At 58.6% G+C, this 17,466-nt stretch carries 16 protein-coding genes; 5 read left to right on the top strand and 11 right to left on the bottom strand.

All coding sequences use genetic code 11. The features are described 5' to 3' along the window. The 3 genes from IM273_RS08895 (at position 1) to lysM (ending at position 1,454) form a co-directional block, all read left to right on the top strand. The gene (locus IM273_RS08895; protein ID WP_024906501.1) at positions 1-582 is read left to right on the top strand and encodes an NAD(P)H-dependent oxidoreductase; all 582 of its coding nucleotides are present in this window, start codon (positions 1-3) and stop codon (positions 580-582) included. Between the two features lie 31 nt (positions 583-613). Beyond that, positions 614-928 (top strand): putative quinol monooxygenase, encoded by a 315-nt coding sequence (locus IM273_RS08890; protein WP_008502984.1) that lies wholly within the window; start codon positions 614-616, stop codon positions 926-928. An 85-nt stretch (positions 929-1,013) separates the two neighbouring features. Next, a complete protein-coding gene (gene lysM / locus IM273_RS08885) occupies positions 1,014-1,454 on the top strand; it encodes a peptidoglycan-binding protein LysM (protein WP_028014428.1) in 441 nt (146 codons plus the stop codon). A 32-nt stretch (positions 1,455-1,486) separates the two neighbouring features. On the opposite strand, the gene IM273_RS08880 is transcribed toward lysM, so the two are convergent. Genes IM273_RS08880 through IM273_RS08870 form a run of 3 tightly spaced genes read right to left on the bottom strand, consistent with a single transcriptional unit; the run spans position 1,487 to position 5,804 of the window. Further along, positions 1,487-2,674 carry a glycoside hydrolase family 88 protein gene (locus IM273_RS08880; RefSeq protein WP_193050819.1) on the bottom strand — a complete coding sequence of 396 codons (1,188 nt, stop codon included), beginning with the start codon at positions 2,672-2,674 and terminating at the stop codon, positions 1,487-1,489. A 17-nt stretch (positions 2,675-2,691) separates the two neighbouring features. Continuing rightward, entirely contained in the window at positions 2,692-3,957 is a 1,266-nt protein-coding gene (locus IM273_RS08875) for an oligosaccharide MFS transporter (protein WP_048959951.1), read from the bottom strand. 32 nt (positions 3,958-3,989) lie between these two features. Continuing rightward, the gene (locus IM273_RS08870; protein ID WP_193050821.1) at positions 3,990-5,804 is read right to left on the bottom strand and encodes a DUF2264 domain-containing protein; all 1,815 of its coding nucleotides are present in this window, start codon (positions 5,802-5,804) and stop codon (positions 3,990-3,992) included. 166 nt (positions 5,805-5,970) lie between these two features. On the opposite strand from IM273_RS08870, the gene IM273_RS08865 reads away from it, so the two are divergent. After that, positions 5,971-6,810: an AraC family transcriptional regulator gene (locus IM273_RS08865; protein ID WP_193050823.1), complete on the top strand. Its 840-nt coding sequence runs from the start codon at positions 5,971-5,973 to the stop codon at positions 6,808-6,810. Positions 6,811-6,850: 40 nt separating this feature from the next. On the opposite strand, the gene IM273_RS08860 is transcribed toward IM273_RS08865, so the two are convergent. Genes IM273_RS08860 through IM273_RS08840 form a run of 5 tightly spaced genes read right to left on the bottom strand, consistent with a single transcriptional unit; the run spans position 6,851 to position 11,512 of the window. Beyond that, positions 6,851-7,726, bottom strand: coding sequence for a MurR/RpiR family transcriptional regulator (locus IM273_RS08860; protein WP_028014433.1), 876 nt, complete (start codon positions 7,724-7,726; stop codon positions 6,851-6,853). Next, positions 7,723-8,673, bottom strand: coding sequence for an iron-siderophore ABC transporter substrate-binding protein (locus tag IM273_RS08855; RefSeq protein ID WP_048959954.1), 951 nt, complete (start codon positions 8,671-8,673; stop codon positions 7,723-7,725). Before IM273_RS08855 ends, IM273_RS08860 begins: the two co-directional genes overlap by 4 nt. A 9-nt stretch (positions 8,674-8,682) precedes the next feature. Then, positions 8,683-9,723, bottom strand: coding sequence for an iron ABC transporter permease (locus tag IM273_RS08850; protein ID WP_193050825.1), 1,041 nt, complete (start codon positions 9,721-9,723; stop codon positions 8,683-8,685). After that, complete coding sequence (locus IM273_RS08845) at positions 9,720-10,703, bottom strand: iron ABC transporter permease (protein WP_048959956.1); 984 nt, start codon at positions 10,701-10,703, stop codon at positions 9,720-9,722. The genes IM273_RS08850 and IM273_RS08845 overlap by 4 nt, the downstream gene beginning before the upstream one ends. Positions 10,704-10,705: 2 nt before the next feature. Further along, on the bottom strand, positions 10,706-11,512 hold the full coding sequence (locus IM273_RS08840) for an ABC transporter ATP-binding protein (RefSeq protein WP_193050826.1): 807 nt from the start codon (positions 11,510-11,512) through the stop codon (positions 10,706-10,708). A 384-nt stretch (positions 11,513-11,896) separates the two neighbouring features. Between IM273_RS08840 and IM273_RS08835 the strand changes: the two genes are divergently transcribed. After that, on the top strand, positions 11,897-14,035 hold the full coding sequence (locus tag IM273_RS08835) for a TonB-dependent siderophore receptor (RefSeq protein WP_047367385.1): 2,139 nt from the start codon (positions 11,897-11,899) through the stop codon (positions 14,033-14,035). Between the two features lie 83 nt (positions 14,036-14,118). Here the strand turns inward: IM273_RS08835 and parE are convergent, their stop codons facing one another. From parE to cpdA, 3 genes are read right to left on the bottom strand one after another with little or no spacing between them, the layout of a single operon-like run. Next, positions 14,119-16,011 carry a DNA topoisomerase IV subunit B gene (parE, locus tag IM273_RS08830; protein WP_028014439.1) on the bottom strand — a complete coding sequence of 631 codons (1,893 nt, stop codon included), beginning with the start codon at positions 16,009-16,011 and terminating at the stop codon, positions 14,119-14,121. Between the two features lie 28 nt (positions 16,012-16,039). Continuing rightward, positions 16,040-16,621, bottom strand: a complete 582-nt coding sequence (yqiA, locus tag IM273_RS08825; RefSeq protein WP_041908103.1) for an esterase YqiA — start codon at positions 16,619-16,621, stop codon at positions 16,040-16,042. Further along, positions 16,621-17,448 (bottom strand): 3',5'-cyclic-AMP phosphodiesterase, encoded by an 828-nt coding sequence (cpdA, locus tag IM273_RS08820; protein ID WP_028014441.1) that lies wholly within the window; start codon positions 17,446-17,448, stop codon positions 16,621-16,623. The genes yqiA and cpdA overlap by 1 nt, the downstream gene beginning before the upstream one ends. Between the last annotated feature and the right edge of the window lie 18 nt (positions 17,449-17,466).

Below are 17,466 nucleotides of genomic sequence, written 5' to 3'. Positions count from 1 at the left end.
ATGAGCAATATTCTGATTATCAACGGCGCGAAAGAGTTCGCGCACTCTAAAGGCCAGCTGAATGACACCCTGACCGAGGTCGCGGACGGTTTCCTGCGCGACGCCGGGCATGATGTTAAGGTCGTGCGCGCGGACAGCAACTATGACGTGAAGGCCGAAGTGCAGAACTTCCTGTGGGCCGATGTGGTTATCTGGCAGATGCCGGGCTGGTGGATGGGCGCGCCGTGGACCGTGAAAAAATACATGGACGACGTCTTCACCGAAGGTCACGGTTCGCTGTATGCCAGCGACGGACGCACCCGCTCAGACGCCTCTAAAAAATACGGCTCCGGCGGTCTGATTCAGGGCAAAAAATATATGCTCTCCCTGACCTGGAACGCCCCTCTGGAGGCCTTCACCGAAAAAGATCAGTTCTTCGAAGGCGTGGGCGTAGACGGCGCGTATCTGCCGTTCCACAAGGCGAACCAGTTCCTGGGGATGGATCCGCTGCCGACCTTTATCGTCAACGACGTGATTAAAATGCCTGACGTCCCGAGCTATATCGCAGAATATCGCAAGCATCTCGCGAAAATTTTTGCTTAACTGGTAGCCTGGAATTAAAGGAGTAGTAACCATGCTTACAGTAATCGCAGAAATCCGTACTCGTCCAGGTCAACATCACCGCCAGGCGGTGCTGGATCAGTTCGCGAAAATCATCCCAACCGTACTGAAAGAAGAAGGCTGCCACGGCTACGCGCCGATGGTGGACGCCGCTACCGACGCAAGCTTCCAGGCCACTGCGCCAGACTCCATTATCATGGTTGAGCAGTGGGAAACCGTCGCGCACCTTGAAGCGCACCTGCAGACCGCGCACATGAAAGCGTGGAGCGATGCGGTGAAGGGTGACGTGCTGGAGACCCACATCCGTATTCTGGAGCAAGGGGTTTAAAACCTGCCTTCCCTCTCCTTCCGGGGAGGGAATTCTCTCTGACCTGCTATGCTTATTCTGACTTCATGATTAACAGGAGGATGGAATGGGTCTTTTTAACTTCGTGAAAGAAGCAGGCGAAAAGCTATGGGATAACCTGACCGACCACAAAGGTCAGAGCGACAAAATCACCGAGCACCTCAAGAAACTCAACATTCCCGGTTCAGACAAAGTTCAGGTTAACGTTACCGACGGCAAGGCCAGCGTGACGGGTGACGGGCTGACCCAGGAGCAGAAAGAAAAAATCCAGGTCGCCGTCGGCAACATCGCGGGCGTCAGCGAGGTGGAGAACAACATCACCACGACCGATGCCAAAGATGAAGCCACCTACTACACGGTAAAATCCGGCGACACCCTGAGCGCTATCTCCAAAACCGTGTACGGCGATGCCAACCAGTACAATAAGATTTTTGAGGCTAACCGCCCGATGCTCTCCAGCCCGGATAAAATCTACCCCGGCCAGACGCTGCGTATTCCTAAAGCGTGATCCGCGAGTCGGGGGTCGCCCCCCGACCGTTTTTACCAGTACAGTTTCCAGCTCTGCGTAAAGCGCACCAGCGCCTCAACATAGAAGTAATCCCCCCAGCTCGCACACTCGTCCACCCCTTTGTTGCTCGCCAGGTGATAGACCGAGTGCTTCAGCAGCCCGGTACCCTTCTCCTCTTTGCCCCTCAGGTAGTGCTTCGTCAGTGACGACATAATGCCTTTGGCCCACTCCAGATAACGCTCCCGGTCCGGATCCGTCACGGGCAGGTGCTTCACCAGTTCCAGCAGCCCGCACACCGCAATCGCCGCCGAGGACGAATCGCGCAGCGCGTCGGTCCCCACCAGCGCCAGATCCCAGTGGCAGACGTAGTCTTCCGGGAGGCGGTTGAGGAAGTAGTTCGCCAGCCGCTTCGACAGGGCGATCATCGTCTCGTCGCCGGTATAGATATAGCTCAGCAGGAAGCCGTAAATCCCCCACGCCTGCCCGCGCGACCAGCAGGAGTCATCGGCATAGCCCTGCTGGGTATTGCCGTAGCGCGGCGCGCCGGTTACCACGTCCATATAATAGGTGTGGAACGTGGAGGCATCGTCGCGGATGAGATAGTTTGCCGCCTGCATGACGTGCGCTTTTGCGGCGTCAGCAAAGCGCGGATCCCCCGTCTGCTCCGTCGCCCAGTAGAGCAGCGGCAGGTTCATGTTGCAGTCGATGATCATCCGTCCGGCCTGCTCCGGGTCTGAAAGATCGCCCCACGCCTGAATGATTTTCGCCTTCTCATGAAAGCGCTCCAGCAGGGCTTCAGCCGCCAGCAGGGAGAAACCGCGCGCCTCGCGGCTGCCGGTAAGTCTCCAGGCCGCCACACAGGAGAGCGTGTACAGGAAGCCCAGATCGTGAGTGTTGGTGTCGCTGCGCCCGGCGATGCGCAGGCCGAAGGAGCGCACGTGTTTTTCCGCCATCGAGCGGAATTTCTCCTCGCCGCTCATCTCCCACGCCAGCCACAGCTGGCCGGTCCAGAAGCTGGTTGTCCACTCTACGTTGTCGGTCAGCGGGTAATAACCGTTCCGGCAGGTTTCCGCCGGGAACTGCTCTCCGAATGCCGTTAAATGACGGCTAATCAACTCGAGGACGTGGCTACGCGCAGAAATCAGTTCATCGCTAAACAGGCGCGAGTCTACGGGAGCAGGAATGGTAGACAGGCGTTCCTCTCTGATACGACTTAACATATTTCGGTTCCTTGTGGTCAGCGTGATGAAGGTTCTGCTACGTTCAGCGGGCGGGGGCCGCGCCATTTACTCTGGCAGGCGGATAACGTAAAGGCAGAAATAAAGGTAAAGATCAGCGCCGTCGCCCCCATGATGATATAGGTCTGTTCAAAGCCGATGCGGTCATACATATATCCGGCAGGCGAGGAAACCACCACGTTCCCCACGTACAGCATCGCCTGATAGCCCAGTAAATACATGGTGGCGTTCACGCGCTTGTCGAAATGCTCCGCAATATATTTAAAGACCGACACCAGCAGCAGGCAAATTTCTATACCGTATAGCGGCTTGAGCACGGAAATTAACAGATGCGAGTCGCACATCCCGGAAATAATCAAACGCGCCCCGACGATCAGCCCGACAATTAATAGCCCGCGCCTGGCGCCAATAAAGTTAACGAACAGCGGGACAACCATATACATGACGAATTCTATGCCCGACTGCACGGTACCGAGATAGCCAAATACCGCGTTGCCCTCATGAATATCGTCAAAGAAGGTAACGAAATAGCGCGAGAACTGCTGCTCGGCGATAAACATCATCCACGCCACGCCCGCCACGTACAGGCAAAAAGCCCAGAATTTACGGTTACGCAGCAGGGCGTACACATCTGCCGGGGCGATTTTCTCTTTGGTCAGTACCGCATCGGCATGAACGGAGTTAGTGTTCACTTTCAGGCTGAGCAGGACAACCAGCATCACGATCGACGTCACGCTGCCCATAATGAAGTTATAGGTCGGTGAGAGGTTGAACAGCAGGCCGGAGAAGGACGATGCCACCGCCCAGCCGAGCGAGCCCCACATACGAATTTGCCCGAACTCCATGCCGTTTAAGCGGCTGAAGCGGTCGGAATAAGATTCACACGCCGCCACGCCCGCATACCAGGCAAAGCTTAAATAGAGCGCGCCGATAATAATCCCCAGCAAGGTGCTGGACATTAACAGCGGCTGATAGACGTAAATAAAAAACGGCGCCATCAGGGCCGACATGGCGACCACAAAATAGAGCAGGTATTTGCTCATGCCGATTTTATCGAGAATATAGCCGTAGATGGGTTTGAGAATAACGGAAAATATTCCGTTCACCGCGAACACGGTTCCAATTACCGTCCCGCTGAGATTCGCTTTTTGACCCAGCCAGATCGCCAGTAGGCCAATACTCGCGGACCAGGTAAAGAAATAGAGAAAAATAAAGCTGCTGATTTTGTAATATTCGGTTCTGTTGGTTGTCGATGTATTTTTCATACCATCCTCGCCGAGGTGTAGGGTCAGAATTTTTATAACGTGAACGACAGCAGACGTTCGCCTCCAGGGTCGCGGATTACGACCCGGTTATGGTTCATATCCAGCTGCGGCGCGGCCGCAACGTTCTGTTTTTCACTGGCAATGACGGCGCAGCAGAGCCAGCGCTCTCCCGGTTGGAGATCGGTTTTTAACAGCGGAATGGAGGCGCACTCCGGGAACATGATGCTGCTGTTCGGCGGCGTGACGATGCTGTCCGGGGTGCGTTCAATGAAAGGCGACAGATCGACAATCGCACTGCTGCCGTTCTCTGCCGCCAGATAGCTGCCGCGCGCGCGGATTTGGTGCTCCGTTTTCATCACGGCGAAACCGCCCTCCGCCGTTTGCAGCGTGCGCGCGCTGTTGATGCGGTGCAGGCGCAAATGCCACTCGCCGAAGGGGATTTGCCAGGTCTCGATGTGCACGTCGTGCCACGGCGACCAGCGTGAATAGATAAAGTTTTCATCCACCCGCACCGCGTCGCACTCGCGACGTCCGCGGAAATAGTTATCCCCGTCCGCCAGCAGCAGCATGGAATCACAGGCCGCATGCTTCAGGTCAAAGCGCCCGCGCTCAATGGTGAAGCCAAAGCGGCTGGAGTAGGCAAATTTGGTGTATTTCGCTTCGGTGTTGACGTAGTTGTTCAGCTCCAGCTGACCGGCGGTGAGCATGGTGACGTGCTGAGAGTTCGTCGAATGCATCAGGATCTGCTGCGCGTGCGATATGACGTGCTTCTCCGCCAGCGTGGGCAGCGGCAGTTCTTCTGCCTGCCAGAACGGATGCGTCTCCGGCAGCGCCAGAATCAGGTAGCTTTTTAGCGCCCAGTAGGGCGAGCCGGGAGAGTTATAGTCCTCACACATGGCGAGGTTCGGACAGGCAAAACCGAGGGTCAGAATGCCGTCCCGGTCGGTAATTGTCCGCTGCTGCCACCAGCGGAGATGGCGCAGAATAATGCCTTTCACAATACCCGGCGTGAACACGTCAAGTTCAGAGAAGGCAACCGCGCTCCAGAAGGCGACCATCGCAAAGCGGTAGGTCAGGCTGCGGCCAAACGGTACCGACGCGCCGTCCGCGGCGGACCAGTAGATAAAGTCCTCCGCAAACAGACGCGAGCGCTCGCGCAGCACTTCTGCCCTCGCCTCATCGCCGCTTAAAGTGGCGTAAATCAGGCCGTAGAAGTGGAACGCCATGGAGATGTAGTAATCTTTCGGGCAACCCGCGCCGTCGGAATACCAGCCGTCACCCAGGTAATAGGCCTCCATCAGCGCAAACCGATGGTCGATGGCGGCCTGGTCGTACGGCAGCCCGGCGCGTTTGAAGCCCAGCTGGACCATAATGGCAAAGTAGTTCCAGTTGCTGTCGGGCATCTGCGCGTCGGCAATCTGATTCAGCCACGCGTGCAGGTTCATCACCTCGCGCTCGCTGAAGCAATCGGTGAGTTTATTCCCCAGCAGGGAAAGCCCCAGACCGTAGGATGCCATCTCGACCAGACGCTGATCGTACGGATCGGTTTCGCCCCAGTAGCCCGGGCTTTGCGGATCGGTGCCGATCCTGATGGCCTGCATGTACTTCTCGCTAAACGGCGAAGCATCGCCCGAAGCCAACAGCGGAAACAGCCCCCATAGCGCGCGGGAGAGCCCCTCCATCTGCGCGATATCCGTCGCGTAGTGCGCGCAGGTATCACCCAGCGAGAACCGCGAATGATTTACCGGAAACTGCTTATCCAGCGCGCCAAGTAAGGTATTCAGAGACGCCACGACGTCCTGGCGTGAAGACAACAGATTTGATTTTTCTTCGCTTTCCGCCCGCATAGTTCCACCCTCGTCATCAACTGCGGCCAAGCATAGTGAATGCTTAAGGTGGAGAAATGTTAGCCACGTCACAGGTGAGAACGTTCGATAAACCTGCGGTTGATAAAATTTAAAAAGGTGGTTTATAAATCTCTTCTGACGGGGAAAAGTTGAGTTTTATTGCACTATGCATGACGCGCCCATAAACGATCGTCTTGAGCTCATTACCTTAAACGACACCGTAGCGTCGTTCAGCCGCCTGTTTGCTAACACGGTGCGTTACCACCACTGGCATCAGTGTCTTGAAATTCTCTATGTGGAAGAAGGGTTTGGCGTCGCGATTGTCGATAACCGTCACTACACCATGCGCCCCGGACGCCTGTTTTTCTTTCCGCCGTTCACCCTGCATAAAGTCAGGGTGGACGAACAGGCGGAAGCGATTTACCGGCGCACGATTATTCACCTCGACCACCATGCGGTGCTGAAGTGTCTGCGTGATTTTCCGCACACGCAGCAGCGGCTGGAAAAACTCTCGCGTCGCGGCTCAGAGGCGTGGGTGGTTGACCTGGCACACTGCCATAGCCATGTCGATCATCTGTTCAGCTGTTATCCGCCGCCGATGAGCAGCGAAAGCATCGCCGGGCTGCTGATTAGCCTGTTTGCTATGTTGCCTGACGATCGTACCGGCGCACCGGGCAGCAGCTCGGGGATCGCCAGCCAGGTGATGTTCTGGCTGGACGAGCATTATCAGGAGAAATTCCGCCTCGACGCACTGGCAGCGGAACTGGGCAGATCGCGCAGCTACGTGTCGCGAAAATTTCATGCGGAGACGGGGGAGAAAATCCACCACTACCTGAACACGCTCCGCCTGCGTAAGGCGTGCGAATGCCTGCTGCACAGTGACGCGAGCGTGCGGGAGATTGCCGCGCGGGTGGGATTTTCTGACGTGACCTGGTTTATCAGCGCGTTTAAGAAGGGGATTGGTGAGACGCCGCTGCAGTACCGGAAGAACCATCGTGCGGTATGACACCCTCACCCGCCCCTCTCCCGCGGGAAGAGGGAGACAATCAACTGCTTTTCTTGCCCGGCTTTAGCCCACGGTGAAGCTCGTTGATGCGCTTCATCGACTTGATGGTGCGCTGCGGCTCGGTGGAGGCGACGGATAAAACAATCATCTCCAGGCACAGCAGCACCGTGCCGTGGAGCGGGATTTTGCCCTTCTCGCCGCCGCGCGGAACGTGGATCACCACGCTGGCCTCTTTGCTGAATCGGGAGTCGGTGGCATTGGTGAGCAAAATGGTGGGGATCCCCAGCCGTTTCGCTTCGCGCAGCGTGGTCTGTCCTTCCCGATGCGCGGATTTTTGCGCCATCATGATCAGCACATCCCCGCGCTGGAGACCTATCAGCTGCTCGGCCAGCCCTATTCCGGTGCGGTTAAGCGGCGTGGCGGGTAGCCCCATCCGGCTGAACAGCCTGGCGGTGTAGTCGGCCAAAATCCCGGATGCGCCAATCCCAAATATGGCAACCTGCCTCGCCTGCGCCAGCAGCGAGACCGCCTGCGCCATCGCGAAGCGGTTGTGGGGTTCAGACAACACCTCACAGGTGTGCTGATGCCCCTCCAGCACGAAATCAATGCTCGCATTGACGTCGCTGGTCAGCGTATTCACCGTGGTGGAGATCTTTTCGCTGGAGGTCACGACCGGGCCAAACCACTGCTCCAGCGTCTGCTTGAGATCGCGCAGCCCGGCGAAACCCAGCGCCTGGATGGCGCGAACGACGGTAGCGTCCGACGTTTTCAGCAGCGTCGCGATCTCCATTGCCGTCTGCTCCATCACCGCTTCACGATTTTCATTGATATAGCGCGCCACCTGCAGCAGGCGCGGCGTGAGCTGGTGCGACCGGGAGCGGAGGCGGTCGCCGAAGAGATCAACTTTACGGCTCATCGTGACGCCTCCGGCAGCGGACGTCCGGCAATCTGCGACTGGACCTGCGCGGCCATCAGCCCTAACGAGGCGAACGAGTTCGAGATGGCCTCTTCACGCGAGATCAGAACATAATGTCCGGTCCGACAGGCATTCAGGAACTGACACCAGCCCGGCATCACCGCATCCATCGCCGCCAGCTCATCCTGCGGTTTGCCGCCCGTATCCCCGCGCCAGGTGGCGAAAACGAAATCCGCATCCAGCTCCGGCAGCCGCTCGGCGCTGACGTCAATGCGTCCCCCTTCCGGGATGGACTCAATCAGCGGCGGGAAGGTAAACCCGGCATCACGCAGCACGCGGCCCAGCGAGTGATAGCTGTGCATGGCGTTGATTTTCCCCTGATTGGCCTGAATCACCGACACGCTCACTTTGCGGGTATCAATAGTCGCTTTCAGCGCCTTAATTTGCTCCTGATAGCGCCGCTCCAGAACCTTGAGCCGCGCCTGCGTGCCCGTCAGCTGCGCCAGCTTGCGGTAGATCTCCGGTGCGCCGCCGTCGAGATGATCGATACTCACCGTCGGGGCAATTTTCTCCAGCTGTTCCACCGGGGTATTTCGCGTCGGCTCGGTAATGATCAGGTCAGGCTTTGCGGCGGCGATGGCTTCAATGTCGATATCCGCAGTGCCGATAAACTTGATGTCGGAATTATCGAAATCGACGCCGGTCAACATGCCGCTGGAGCGCAGAAAATGGCTGCCGTCCGGCCGGGTGCGGCCATGGCTCGCCACCGGCGGTACGCCAAGCTCAATCAGCGGAATAGTAATGTCCAGGTCGTGTAGCGAGACGATCCGTTTCGGATGCACCGGCACCACCACCTTACGGTTCAGATCGTCAGTAAACGTCTGCGTCGGCTCGGTCGCGCTCGCCGCAAACCCCACCAGCAACAGCAATGAAAACAGTATGCGCATGTTAATCCCCTAAAATCTGTCCCGACGCTGCCAGAGCAGCAGCAGGAAAAACGGTCCGCCAATCAGTGAAATCACAATTCCCGCCGGTAGCTGCAGAGGGAGGAATGCCAGCCGCCCGACGTTATCCGCCAGTAGCACCAGCAGCGCCCCCAGCACGGCGCTACCCGTCAGGAGCGCCGTTTGCCCGCCGCGGAGCAGCAGGCGCGCCATGTGCGGCGCAATCAGCCCGACAAAACCAATGCTGCCCACGCAGGAGACGCAGGCCGCCGTCAGCACTACCGGGGCGAGAACCCTTAGAAGCGCCAGCCGGTTTGTGCGCACGCCAAGGCCCGCTGCGGTGTGGTTACCAAGCAGCGCCACGTCCGCAGCGCGGGCGGTAAACAGCAGCAGCGCAAACGCCGGAAGCGCCCAGGCAGCGGCAATGCAGACCAGCGTCCAGTTTGCCGCGTGGATGCTGCCCGCCAGCCACAGCATCGCCGTCTGCACGTCGCGCACGTCCGCCGTGGTCATAAAGACGCCCATTGCGGCGGCAAAGACCCACGACACGCCGATGCCGATCAGGATGAATCGCGGACGTGAGATATCGCGCGCCAGGGCCACCACCAGCAGCGCGGTGAGCAGCCCCCCGGCCATGCCAACCAGCGGCCGCCAGGCCAGGCCCAGCGCCGGGAACTGAAATATCAGCAGCAGTACCGCCGCGCTACAGCCCTCTTTCACCCCGATAAGCCCCGGATCGGCCAGGCCATTGCGGGTAATGGACTGCATTGCCGCCCCCGCCATGCCGAGCATCCCACCGCACAGCGCCGCCATCAGCAGGCGCGGCAGGCGGATATCCATCACGATGTAGCGCGTCTCTGACGTCAGGGTTTCTGGATAAAACAGCGCGCGCCCGATGGCGGAAGTGGGGATGGGCAGAGAGCCGTGCGTCAGGCCTAACCCCGTCAGCAGGCAGGCGGCCAGCGTCAGGATGACCAGACATACCAGCGCCTTTGGGCGGACCAGCGCCGAGAAGGCGCCAACGCGTAGCGCACGCAGTCCGGCGCGGTTCATTTAAACATCCTCGAGGCCATGAAGATAAAGACCGGGGCGCCAACCAGCGCGGTCATGATGCCGGTTGCCAGCTCCCAGGGCGAAAACAGCGTGCGGGCAGCGATATCCGCCAGCAGCAGAACCAGCGCCCCGCACAGGGCGGACAGCGGCACCATCACGCGCAGATCGACCGACACCAGACGGCGAACGAGCTGAGGCACCACGAGCCCGATAAAACCGATCGGCCCGGCGAGGGAGACTGCCGCACCGCAGAGCAGCGCGATAGCCATCAGGGCAAGCAGTCGCGTTTTCAGCAGCGATACGCCAAGCCCCTGCGCCATTCTGTCGCCCAGCGCCAGCATGTTGAGCGAGGGCGACAGCCAGAGCGCCAGCGCAAAGCCCACGCCAGCCACCCACAGGGCAGCGGCAATCGTTTCACCGCTGACCCCCGCTAAATCCCCCGCCAGCCAGGTGCGCATGGCGAGCAGCGTCTGTTCATCGAGGATGAGCACCGTGGCGGTAATCGACGAGGCAAACGCCGACATCGCCACGCCGCACAGCGTGACCTTCATCGGCGTAAGCCCGGTGCGTCCGGACGAGGAGAACGTGAGCACCAGCAGAAACAGCGCCGCGGCTCCGGCGGCGGCAATCAGCGGGCGCCCAAACGGCAGCGTCATCCCCAGCGCGCTCGTCAGCACCACCGCGAGCGCCGCCCCGGCGTTGAGCCCCAGAATATGCGGTTCGCCGAGCGGGTTGCGGATCGTGGATTGCAGCAGCACGCCCGCCACGCCGAGCGCGGCCCCCGCCACCATCGCGGCGCAGAGGCGCAGCAGTCTGAGCTTGATGATGATGTTATGGTCGAAATTGCGCGGATCGAAGTGGAGGATGGCCTCCACCACCGTTTGCGGAGCGATAAAGCGGGCGCCGATCCCCAGATGGGCAATCGCACCCGTTGCCAGCAGCAGGGCGAACATCAGGAAAGCCAGAGAGGTGCGCATCATGGCTATTTTGCGACCTGGCGAAACGGCATAAAGAACGGTTTACCGGTCAGCGGATTGATGGACATATGCACGTCGACATCAAACACCGCTTTAATCAGCTCCGGCGTGCAGGCGTCCCCTTCATGCAGTACGCCCTCGACTTTTCCCTGGCGTAAAAAGACCAGCGAATCGCCGTAGCTCACGGCGAAGTTGAGATCGTGCAGCACCACCACCACGGTACGTCCGTGCTCGCGCGTCAGCGTATGCAGCAGTTCGAGGATCTCCACCTGGTAGCGGAGATCGAGGAACGTGGTGGGTTCATCCAGCAGGATATAGGGCGTTTGCTGCGCCAGCGCCATGGCGATCCAGCAGCGCTGACGCTGGCCGCCGGACAGGCTTTCGACGGGCATGTGGGCAAACTCGGCCGTGCCGGTCAGGCGCAGGGCCTCCTCCACCGCCTGCTCGTCCTCGTCGCTCCACTGGCGCATAACGTTCTGCCAGGGAAAACGCCCGCGCGAGACCAGCTCAAAGACGGTTAACCCTTCCGGCAGCAGCGGAGACTGCGGCAGGATGCCAAGCTGGCGGGCGACGGCTTTCGTCGGCTGCGCGTGGATCGCCTTGCCGTCGAGAACCGCCGCGCCACCAAGCGGCTGAAGCAAACGCGCGATGGTACTCAGCAGCGTGGATTTTCCGCAGCCGTTCGCCCCCACCAGAACGGTGATTTTCTGCTGGGGGATCGCAAGGGAAATATCATCAACGATGATTTTTTTCTGATAACCGGCAGAAAGATTCTCCAGAACCAGACCCGGTTTTGTCGTGTTGTGAGCCACGTGCATGCCAACGTAATAAAAAAGGGAAACAAATATAAATAAAAATCATTCTCTTTTGAGAGTTTGAGGCCGCGCCATGTAGTAGTCAAGTGAAGAAACACCCTGAAAAAACCAGGGGTAACGGTGTGCTATTACACTGGCCGGTGAAACAATAAAGACTTAATTTTCAATTGATTAATTGATTACCCCTGTGCTTTTCCGTTACGTTTCAGAGATGTAGCCGATTTTTAGCTTTTTTCATTTACTACTACATTTCCGCATGATTGAATGATTCTCAATTACATGTTCGATGCCAGTTCTGGCTAACGGGCAGACCATAAAGGGCAATGACTCACAGGTTCTTCCGTGAAGGTGCTTCACGGATATTTTGGGATAACAGTTGTAATGGCTACGTTCACACCTTCACTCTCTGGGATAAAAGGGCGCGCGCTCTTTTCACTGCTGTTTATGGCGCCGCTGTCGCAGGCAGCAGACACCACGGCTAAAGACGGCGAAACGCTTACCGTCACCGCCGATCCAAATGCTACGGCGGAGGCCACCAACGGCTACCAGCCGCTGAATACCTCCACCGCCACGTTGACCAACATGCCGATGCTGGATATCCCGCAGGTGGTGAATACCGTCAGCGATAAGGTGCTGGCGGATCAGCACGCCACCACGCTGGATGAAGCGCTCTATAACGTCAGCAACGTGGTGCAGACCAACACCCTGGGCGGTACGCAGGATGCCTTCGTACGCCGCGGGTTTGGCGCAAACCGCGACGGCTCGATCATGACCAACGGCCTGCGCACCGTGCTGCCGCGCAGCTTTAACGCCGCAACCGAACGCGTGGAGGTGCTGAAAGGCCCGGCCTCAACGCTGTACGGCATTCTCGATCCGGGCGGCCTGATTAACGTCGTCACGAAGCGCCCGGAGAAAATCTTCGGTGGCTCGATTTCTGCCACCTCTTCCAGCTTTGGCGGCGGCACCGGACAGGTCGATGTCACCGGTCCGATTGAGGGCACGCGCCTGGCGTATCGCCTCACGGGCGAGTATCAGGACGAGGATTACTGGCGCAACTTCGGCAACGAACGCAGCACCTTTATCGCCCCGTCGCTGACCTGGTTCGGCGATGATGCCACCGTGACCGTGCTCTATTCGCATCGCGACTATAAGACGCCGTTCGATCGCGGAACGATCTTCGATCTCAACACTAAAAAGGCCGTCGACGTCGATCGCAAAACCCGCTTTGACGAGCCGTTTAACGTGACCGACGGGCAGTCCGATCTCGCTCAGCTTAACGCGGAATACCGCCTCAACAGCCAGTGGACCGCGAAGTTCGACTACAGCTACAGCCAGGATAAATACAGTGACAACCAGGCCCGCGTCATGGCCTACGATTCAAAAACCGGCACCCTGACCCGCCGGGTGGATGCAACCCAGGGCTCGACCCAGCGCATGCACAGCACCCGTGCGGATCTGCAGGGCAACGTGGATATCGCGGGCTTTTATAATGAGATCCTCACCGGCGTGTCGTATGAAAATTACGATCTGCTGCGCACGGACATGATGCGCTGTAAGAACGTCAAAGGTTTCAATATCTATAATCCGGTTTATGGCAAACTCGACGAGTGTACAACCGTCTCCGCCGCTGACAGCGACCAGACGCTCAAGCAGGAGAGCTACTCGGCCTACGCCCAGGATGCCCTGTACCTGACGGATAAATGGATCGCCGTCGCCGGGCTGCGCTACCAGTATTACACCCAGTACGCGGGCAAAGGTCGTCCGTTTAACGTCAATACCGACAGCCGCGACGAGCAGTGGACGCCGAAGCTGGGGCTGGTTTACAAACTGACGCCAGCAGTCTCGCTGTTTGCCAACTATTCGCAGACGTTTATGCCGCAGTCGTCCATTGCGAGCTACATTGGCGACCTGCCGCCGGAAACCTCAAACGCGTACGAAGTAGGGGCAAAGTTCGATCTATTCGACGGCATTACCGCCAATATCGCGCTGTTTGATATTCACAAGCGCAACGTGCTGTACACCGAAAGCATTGGGGGCGAAACCATCGCCAAAACCGCGGGCCGCGTGCGCTCTCAGGGCGTGGAGGTGGATCTTGCCGGGTCACTGACCGAGAACACCAATATTATCGCCAGCTACGGCTATACCGACGCGAAGGTGCTTGAAGACCCGGATTACGCGGGTAAACCGCTGCCGAACGTGCCGCGCCACACCGGCTCACTCTTCCTGACGTACGACATTCACAATGCGTTTGCCGGGAATACCCTGACGCTCGGCGGCGGTGGGCACGGCGTAAGCCGCCGCTCGGCGACCAACGGTGCGGATTATTATCTGCCGGGCTATTTCGTGGCTGATGCGTTTGCGGCGTATAAGATGAAGCTGCAGTATCCGGTGACGCTGCAGGTGAACGTGAAGAACCTGTTTGATAAGACCTACTACACGTCGTCGATTGCGACCAACAACCTGGGCAACCAGATTGGCGACCCGCGCGAAGTGCAGTTTACGGTGAAGATGGAGTTTTGATGTAAAAAAGCCCGGTGGCGCTAATGCTTACCGGGCCTACGATCCATTCCCTCTCCCTGTGGGAGAGGGTTAGGGTGAGGGCATCAGGCCTCAATATCCGCCATATCCCCTTTCTCCTGCAGCCAGTTACGTCGGTCTTCCGAACGTTTCTTGGCGAGGAGCATATCCATCACGGCGTTGGTTTGCTGTTCGTCTTCGTCGCTGATCGTCAGCTGCACCAGGCGGCGCGTGTTCGGATCCAGCGTCGTTTCGCGCAGCTGCATCGGGTTCATTTCGCCCAGCCCTTTAAAGCGCTGCACATTTGGTTTGCCCTTCTTACGCTTAAGCTGCTCCAGCACGCCCGCCTTCTCTTCTTCCGTCAGCGCGTAGTACACCTCTTTGCCGAGGTCGATACGGTAGAGCGGCGGCAGCGCCACGTGGACGTGACCGTTTTTCACCAGCGTGCGGAAGTGCTTCACAAACAGCGCGCACAGCAGCGTGGCGATGTGCAGACCATCGGAGTCCGCATCCGCGAGAATGCAGATCTTGCCGTAGCGCAGCTGGCTCAGATCCTCGCTGTCCGGATCGATGCCGATCGCAACGGAGATGTCGTGCACTTCCTGCGAGGCCAGCACTTCGTCTGAAGAGACTTCCCAGGTGTTCAGGATCTTACCCTTGAGTGGCATGATCGCCTGATATTCACGATCGCGCGCCTGTTTGGCCGACCCACCCGCCGAATCCCCTTCCACGAGGAACAGCTCGGTGCGGTTGAGATCCTGCGCGGTGCAGTCCGCCAGCTTGCCCGGCAGCGCAGGGCCGCTGGTCAGCTTTTTACGCACCACTTTCTTCGCGGCACGCAGACGACGCTGGGCGCTGGAGATCGCCATTTCAGCCAGCATCTCAGCCGCCTGAACGTTCTGGTTCAGCCACAGGGTAAACGCATCTTTCACCACGCCGGAGACGAACGCCGCGCACTGGCGCGATGACAGACGTTCTTTAGTCTGACCGGCAAACTGCGGATCCTGCATCTTCACGGAGAGCACGTAGGCGCAGCGGTCCCAGATATCTTCCGCCGAGAGCTTCACGCCGCGCGGCAGAATGTTGCGGTATTCGCAGAACTCACGCATCGCGTCCAGCAGTCCCTGACGCAGGCCGTTGACGTGGGTACCGCCGAGCATGGTTGGGATCAGGTTGACGTAGCTTTCGGTCAGCAGCTCGCCGCCTTCCGGCAGCCACAGCAACGCCCAGTCCACCGCTTCGGTATCACCGCTAAAGTTACCGACAAACGGTTTTTCCGGCAGCGTTGGCAGGCCGTTTACCGCTTCGCACAGGTAGTCGTTCAGGCCATCGGCGTAGCACCAGGTCTGCTCGGTGTTGTTGACGTGATCTTTAAAGGTAATTTCCACGCCCGGGCACAGTACCGCTTTGGCTTTCAGCAGGTGCGTCAGGCGAGAAACGGAAAAGCGCGGGCTGTCGAAGAAGCTTTCGTCAGGCCAGAAGTGGACGCTCGTGCCGGTGTTGCGTTTAGCGCACGTGCCGACAACCTGCAGATCCTGCACCTTCTCACCGTTTTCAAACGCGATGTTGTACACCTGACCGTCGCGACGGACGTTCACTTCCACGCGTTTGGACAGGGCGTTCACCACGGAAATCCCCACGCCGTGCAGACCACCGGAGAACTGATAGTTCTTGTTGGAGAACTTACCGCCCGCGTGCAGACGGCAGAGAATCAGCTCAACGGCAGGCACGCCCTCTTCCGGGTGGATGTCCACCGGCATGCCGCGACCGTCGTCGATGACCTCCAGCGACTGATCGGCGTGCAGGATGACGTCAACGCGTTTGGCATGGCCCGCCAGCGCTTCGTCCACACTGTTATCAATAACTTCCTGGCCCAGATGGTTCGGGCGCGTCGTATCGGTATACATCCCCGGGCGGCGGCGAACCGGCTCAAGCCCGGTGAGTACCTCAATGGCATCAGCGTTATAGGTTTGCGTCATGATTTAAACTAGCAATTCGCATTGATTGTCAGTGGCTGTGCAGTCCAAGAAAATCGACAATCTGGGTGAAATGATCCTCAAAGCCCGTGAAAGCATGGTTTCCGCCCTCTTCTATAGTCTGGCGGCAGGAGGCGTAATACGCCACTGCCTGGCGGTAATCCAGCACTTCATCACCCGTCTGCTGCAGCAGCCAGATGAGATCCGGCGCTTCAAGCGGGTCGACCTGCATAACTTTGAGATCGTAAATATGGCGTGACTCTAGCACATATTGCTGCCCGGTGTAGGGGTTCTCGTTTTCGCCAAGAAAGTCCCTCAGCAGCTCAAATGGCCGTACCGCCGGATTAACCACAACGGCGGGCAGCATAAAGCATTGTGAGAGCCAGGTGGCATAGTACCCGCCCAGCGATGAGCCGACTACGCCAAAGGATTCACCGCCGTGTTCAAGCACGATCGATTCGAGCATTTCCGCCGCCTCCGCCGGGTACGGCGGCAGCTGCGGGATAATCATCTCAACGTGGGGGTGATGCTCGCTCAGCCACTGGCGAAACTGCGTCGCTTTTGCGGAGCGCGGCGAGCTGTTGAATCCGTGCAGATAAAGGAGCGTAGACATCAGTAGCCTTCTGAAGCGGTATCCGGGCGGAACTCTGCGCCTGCCAGACGGCAGACTTCCGTGGTCAGCGTGCCGTCGGCATGCAGTTCCAGCCAGCGCCAGCCTGGCGCGATGGTATCCAGCGTAAAGTTGGCGCAGTGCGGCTTAAACTGCACACAGGTTGACGGCGTCGCCAGCATGCGGCGTCCGTTCCAGTCGAGATCCTGTTCCTGATGGATGTGTCCGCACAGCAGGTGTTTCACGCGCGGGTATTTCGCCAGCACGCTATCCAGCGCCGCGGAGTTACGCAGGCTGTGCTGATCCAGCCAGCTGCAGCCCGCCGGCAGCGGATGATGATGGAGCAACAGCAGCGTATGACGTTCAGGTTCGGCAGCCAGTTTGGTCTCCAGCCAGTCGAGTTGAAACTCGCTTAATTCACCGTGCGGGACGCCAAATACCTGGCTGTCCAGCAGCAGGATCTGCCACTGTTCACCCGCAAATACGCACTTCGCCGGAGAAATCCCCGCATCCTGAAGGGAGCTGTACATTGCGGGCTGGAAATCGTGGTTTCCGGGCAGCCAGACGCAAGGCACGCTAAAGCTCGCGATGCCTTCAGCAAAATGCTGGTAGGCCGCGGAGGACTGGTCCTGCGCCAGATCGCCCGTTGCGACAATCAGGTCGCAGTCGCGATGTTCAGCGTGAATGGCGCTCAGTACCGCCTGATAACTCTCCCAGGTATTAACCCCCAGCAAAGTTTCATGCTTTTCGGCAAAAAGGTGGGTATCGGTGATTTGTAATATCCTGACTGGCGCCCCACCAGCAACAGTCAGGTTCAACAGGCTTTCCAAATGGTGTCCTTAGGTAGG

The sequence above is a fragment of the Enterobacter cloacae complex sp. P13B genome, from assembly GCF_014895915.1.
Lineage (GTDB): Bacteria > Pseudomonadota > Gammaproteobacteria > Enterobacterales > Enterobacteriaceae > Enterobacter > Enterobacter bugandensis.
This window is presented reverse-complemented; position numbering and strand designations above follow the sequence as displayed.

Excerpts from the sequence above, each read along its gene's own strand:
- IM273_RS08895 (WP_024906501.1), top strand. The coding sequence starts at position 1 with ATGAGCAATATTCTGATTATCAACGGCGCGAAAGAGTTCGCGCACTCT.
- IM273_RS08890 (WP_008502984.1), top strand. The coding sequence starts at position 614 with ATGCTTACAGTAATCGCAGAAATCCGTACTCGTCCAGGTCAACATCAC.
- lysM (WP_028014428.1), top strand. The coding sequence starts at position 1,014 with ATGGGTCTTTTTAACTTCGTGAAAGAAGCAGGCGAAAAGCTATGGGAT.
- IM273_RS08880 (WP_193050819.1), bottom strand. The coding sequence starts at position 2,674 with ATGTTAAGTCGTATCAGAGAGGAACGCCTGTCTACCATTCCTGCTCCC.
- IM273_RS08875 (WP_048959951.1), bottom strand. The coding sequence starts at position 3,957 with ATGAAAAATACATCGACAACCAACAGAACCGAATATTACAAAATCAGC.
- IM273_RS08870 (WP_193050821.1), bottom strand. The coding sequence starts at position 5,804 with ATGCGGGCGGAAAGCGAAGAAAAATCAAATCTGTTGTCTTCACGCCAG.
- IM273_RS08865 (WP_193050823.1), top strand. The coding sequence starts at position 5,971 with ATGCATGACGCGCCCATAAACGATCGTCTTGAGCTCATTACCTTAAAC.
- IM273_RS08860 (WP_028014433.1), bottom strand. The coding sequence starts at position 7,726 with ATGAGCCGTAAAGTTGATCTCTTCGGCGACCGCCTCCGCTCCCGGTCG.
- IM273_RS08855 (WP_048959954.1), bottom strand. The coding sequence starts at position 8,673 with ATGCGCATACTGTTTTCATTGCTGTTGCTGGTGGGGTTTGCGGCGAGC.
- IM273_RS08850 (WP_193050825.1), bottom strand. The coding sequence starts at position 9,723 with ATGAACCGCGCCGGACTGCGTGCGCTACGCGTTGGCGCCTTCTCGGCG.
- IM273_RS08845 (WP_048959956.1), bottom strand. The coding sequence starts at position 10,703 with ATGATGCGCACCTCTCTGGCTTTCCTGATGTTCGCCCTGCTGCTGGCA.
- IM273_RS08835 (WP_047367385.1), top strand. The coding sequence starts at position 11,897 with ATGGCTACGTTCACACCTTCACTCTCTGGGATAAAAGGGCGCGCGCTC.
- parE (WP_028014439.1), bottom strand. The coding sequence starts at position 16,011 with ATGACGCAAACCTATAACGCTGATGCCATTGAGGTACTCACCGGGCTT.
- yqiA (WP_041908103.1), bottom strand. The coding sequence starts at position 16,621 with ATGTCTACGCTCCTTTATCTGCACGGATTCAACAGCTCGCCGCGCTCC.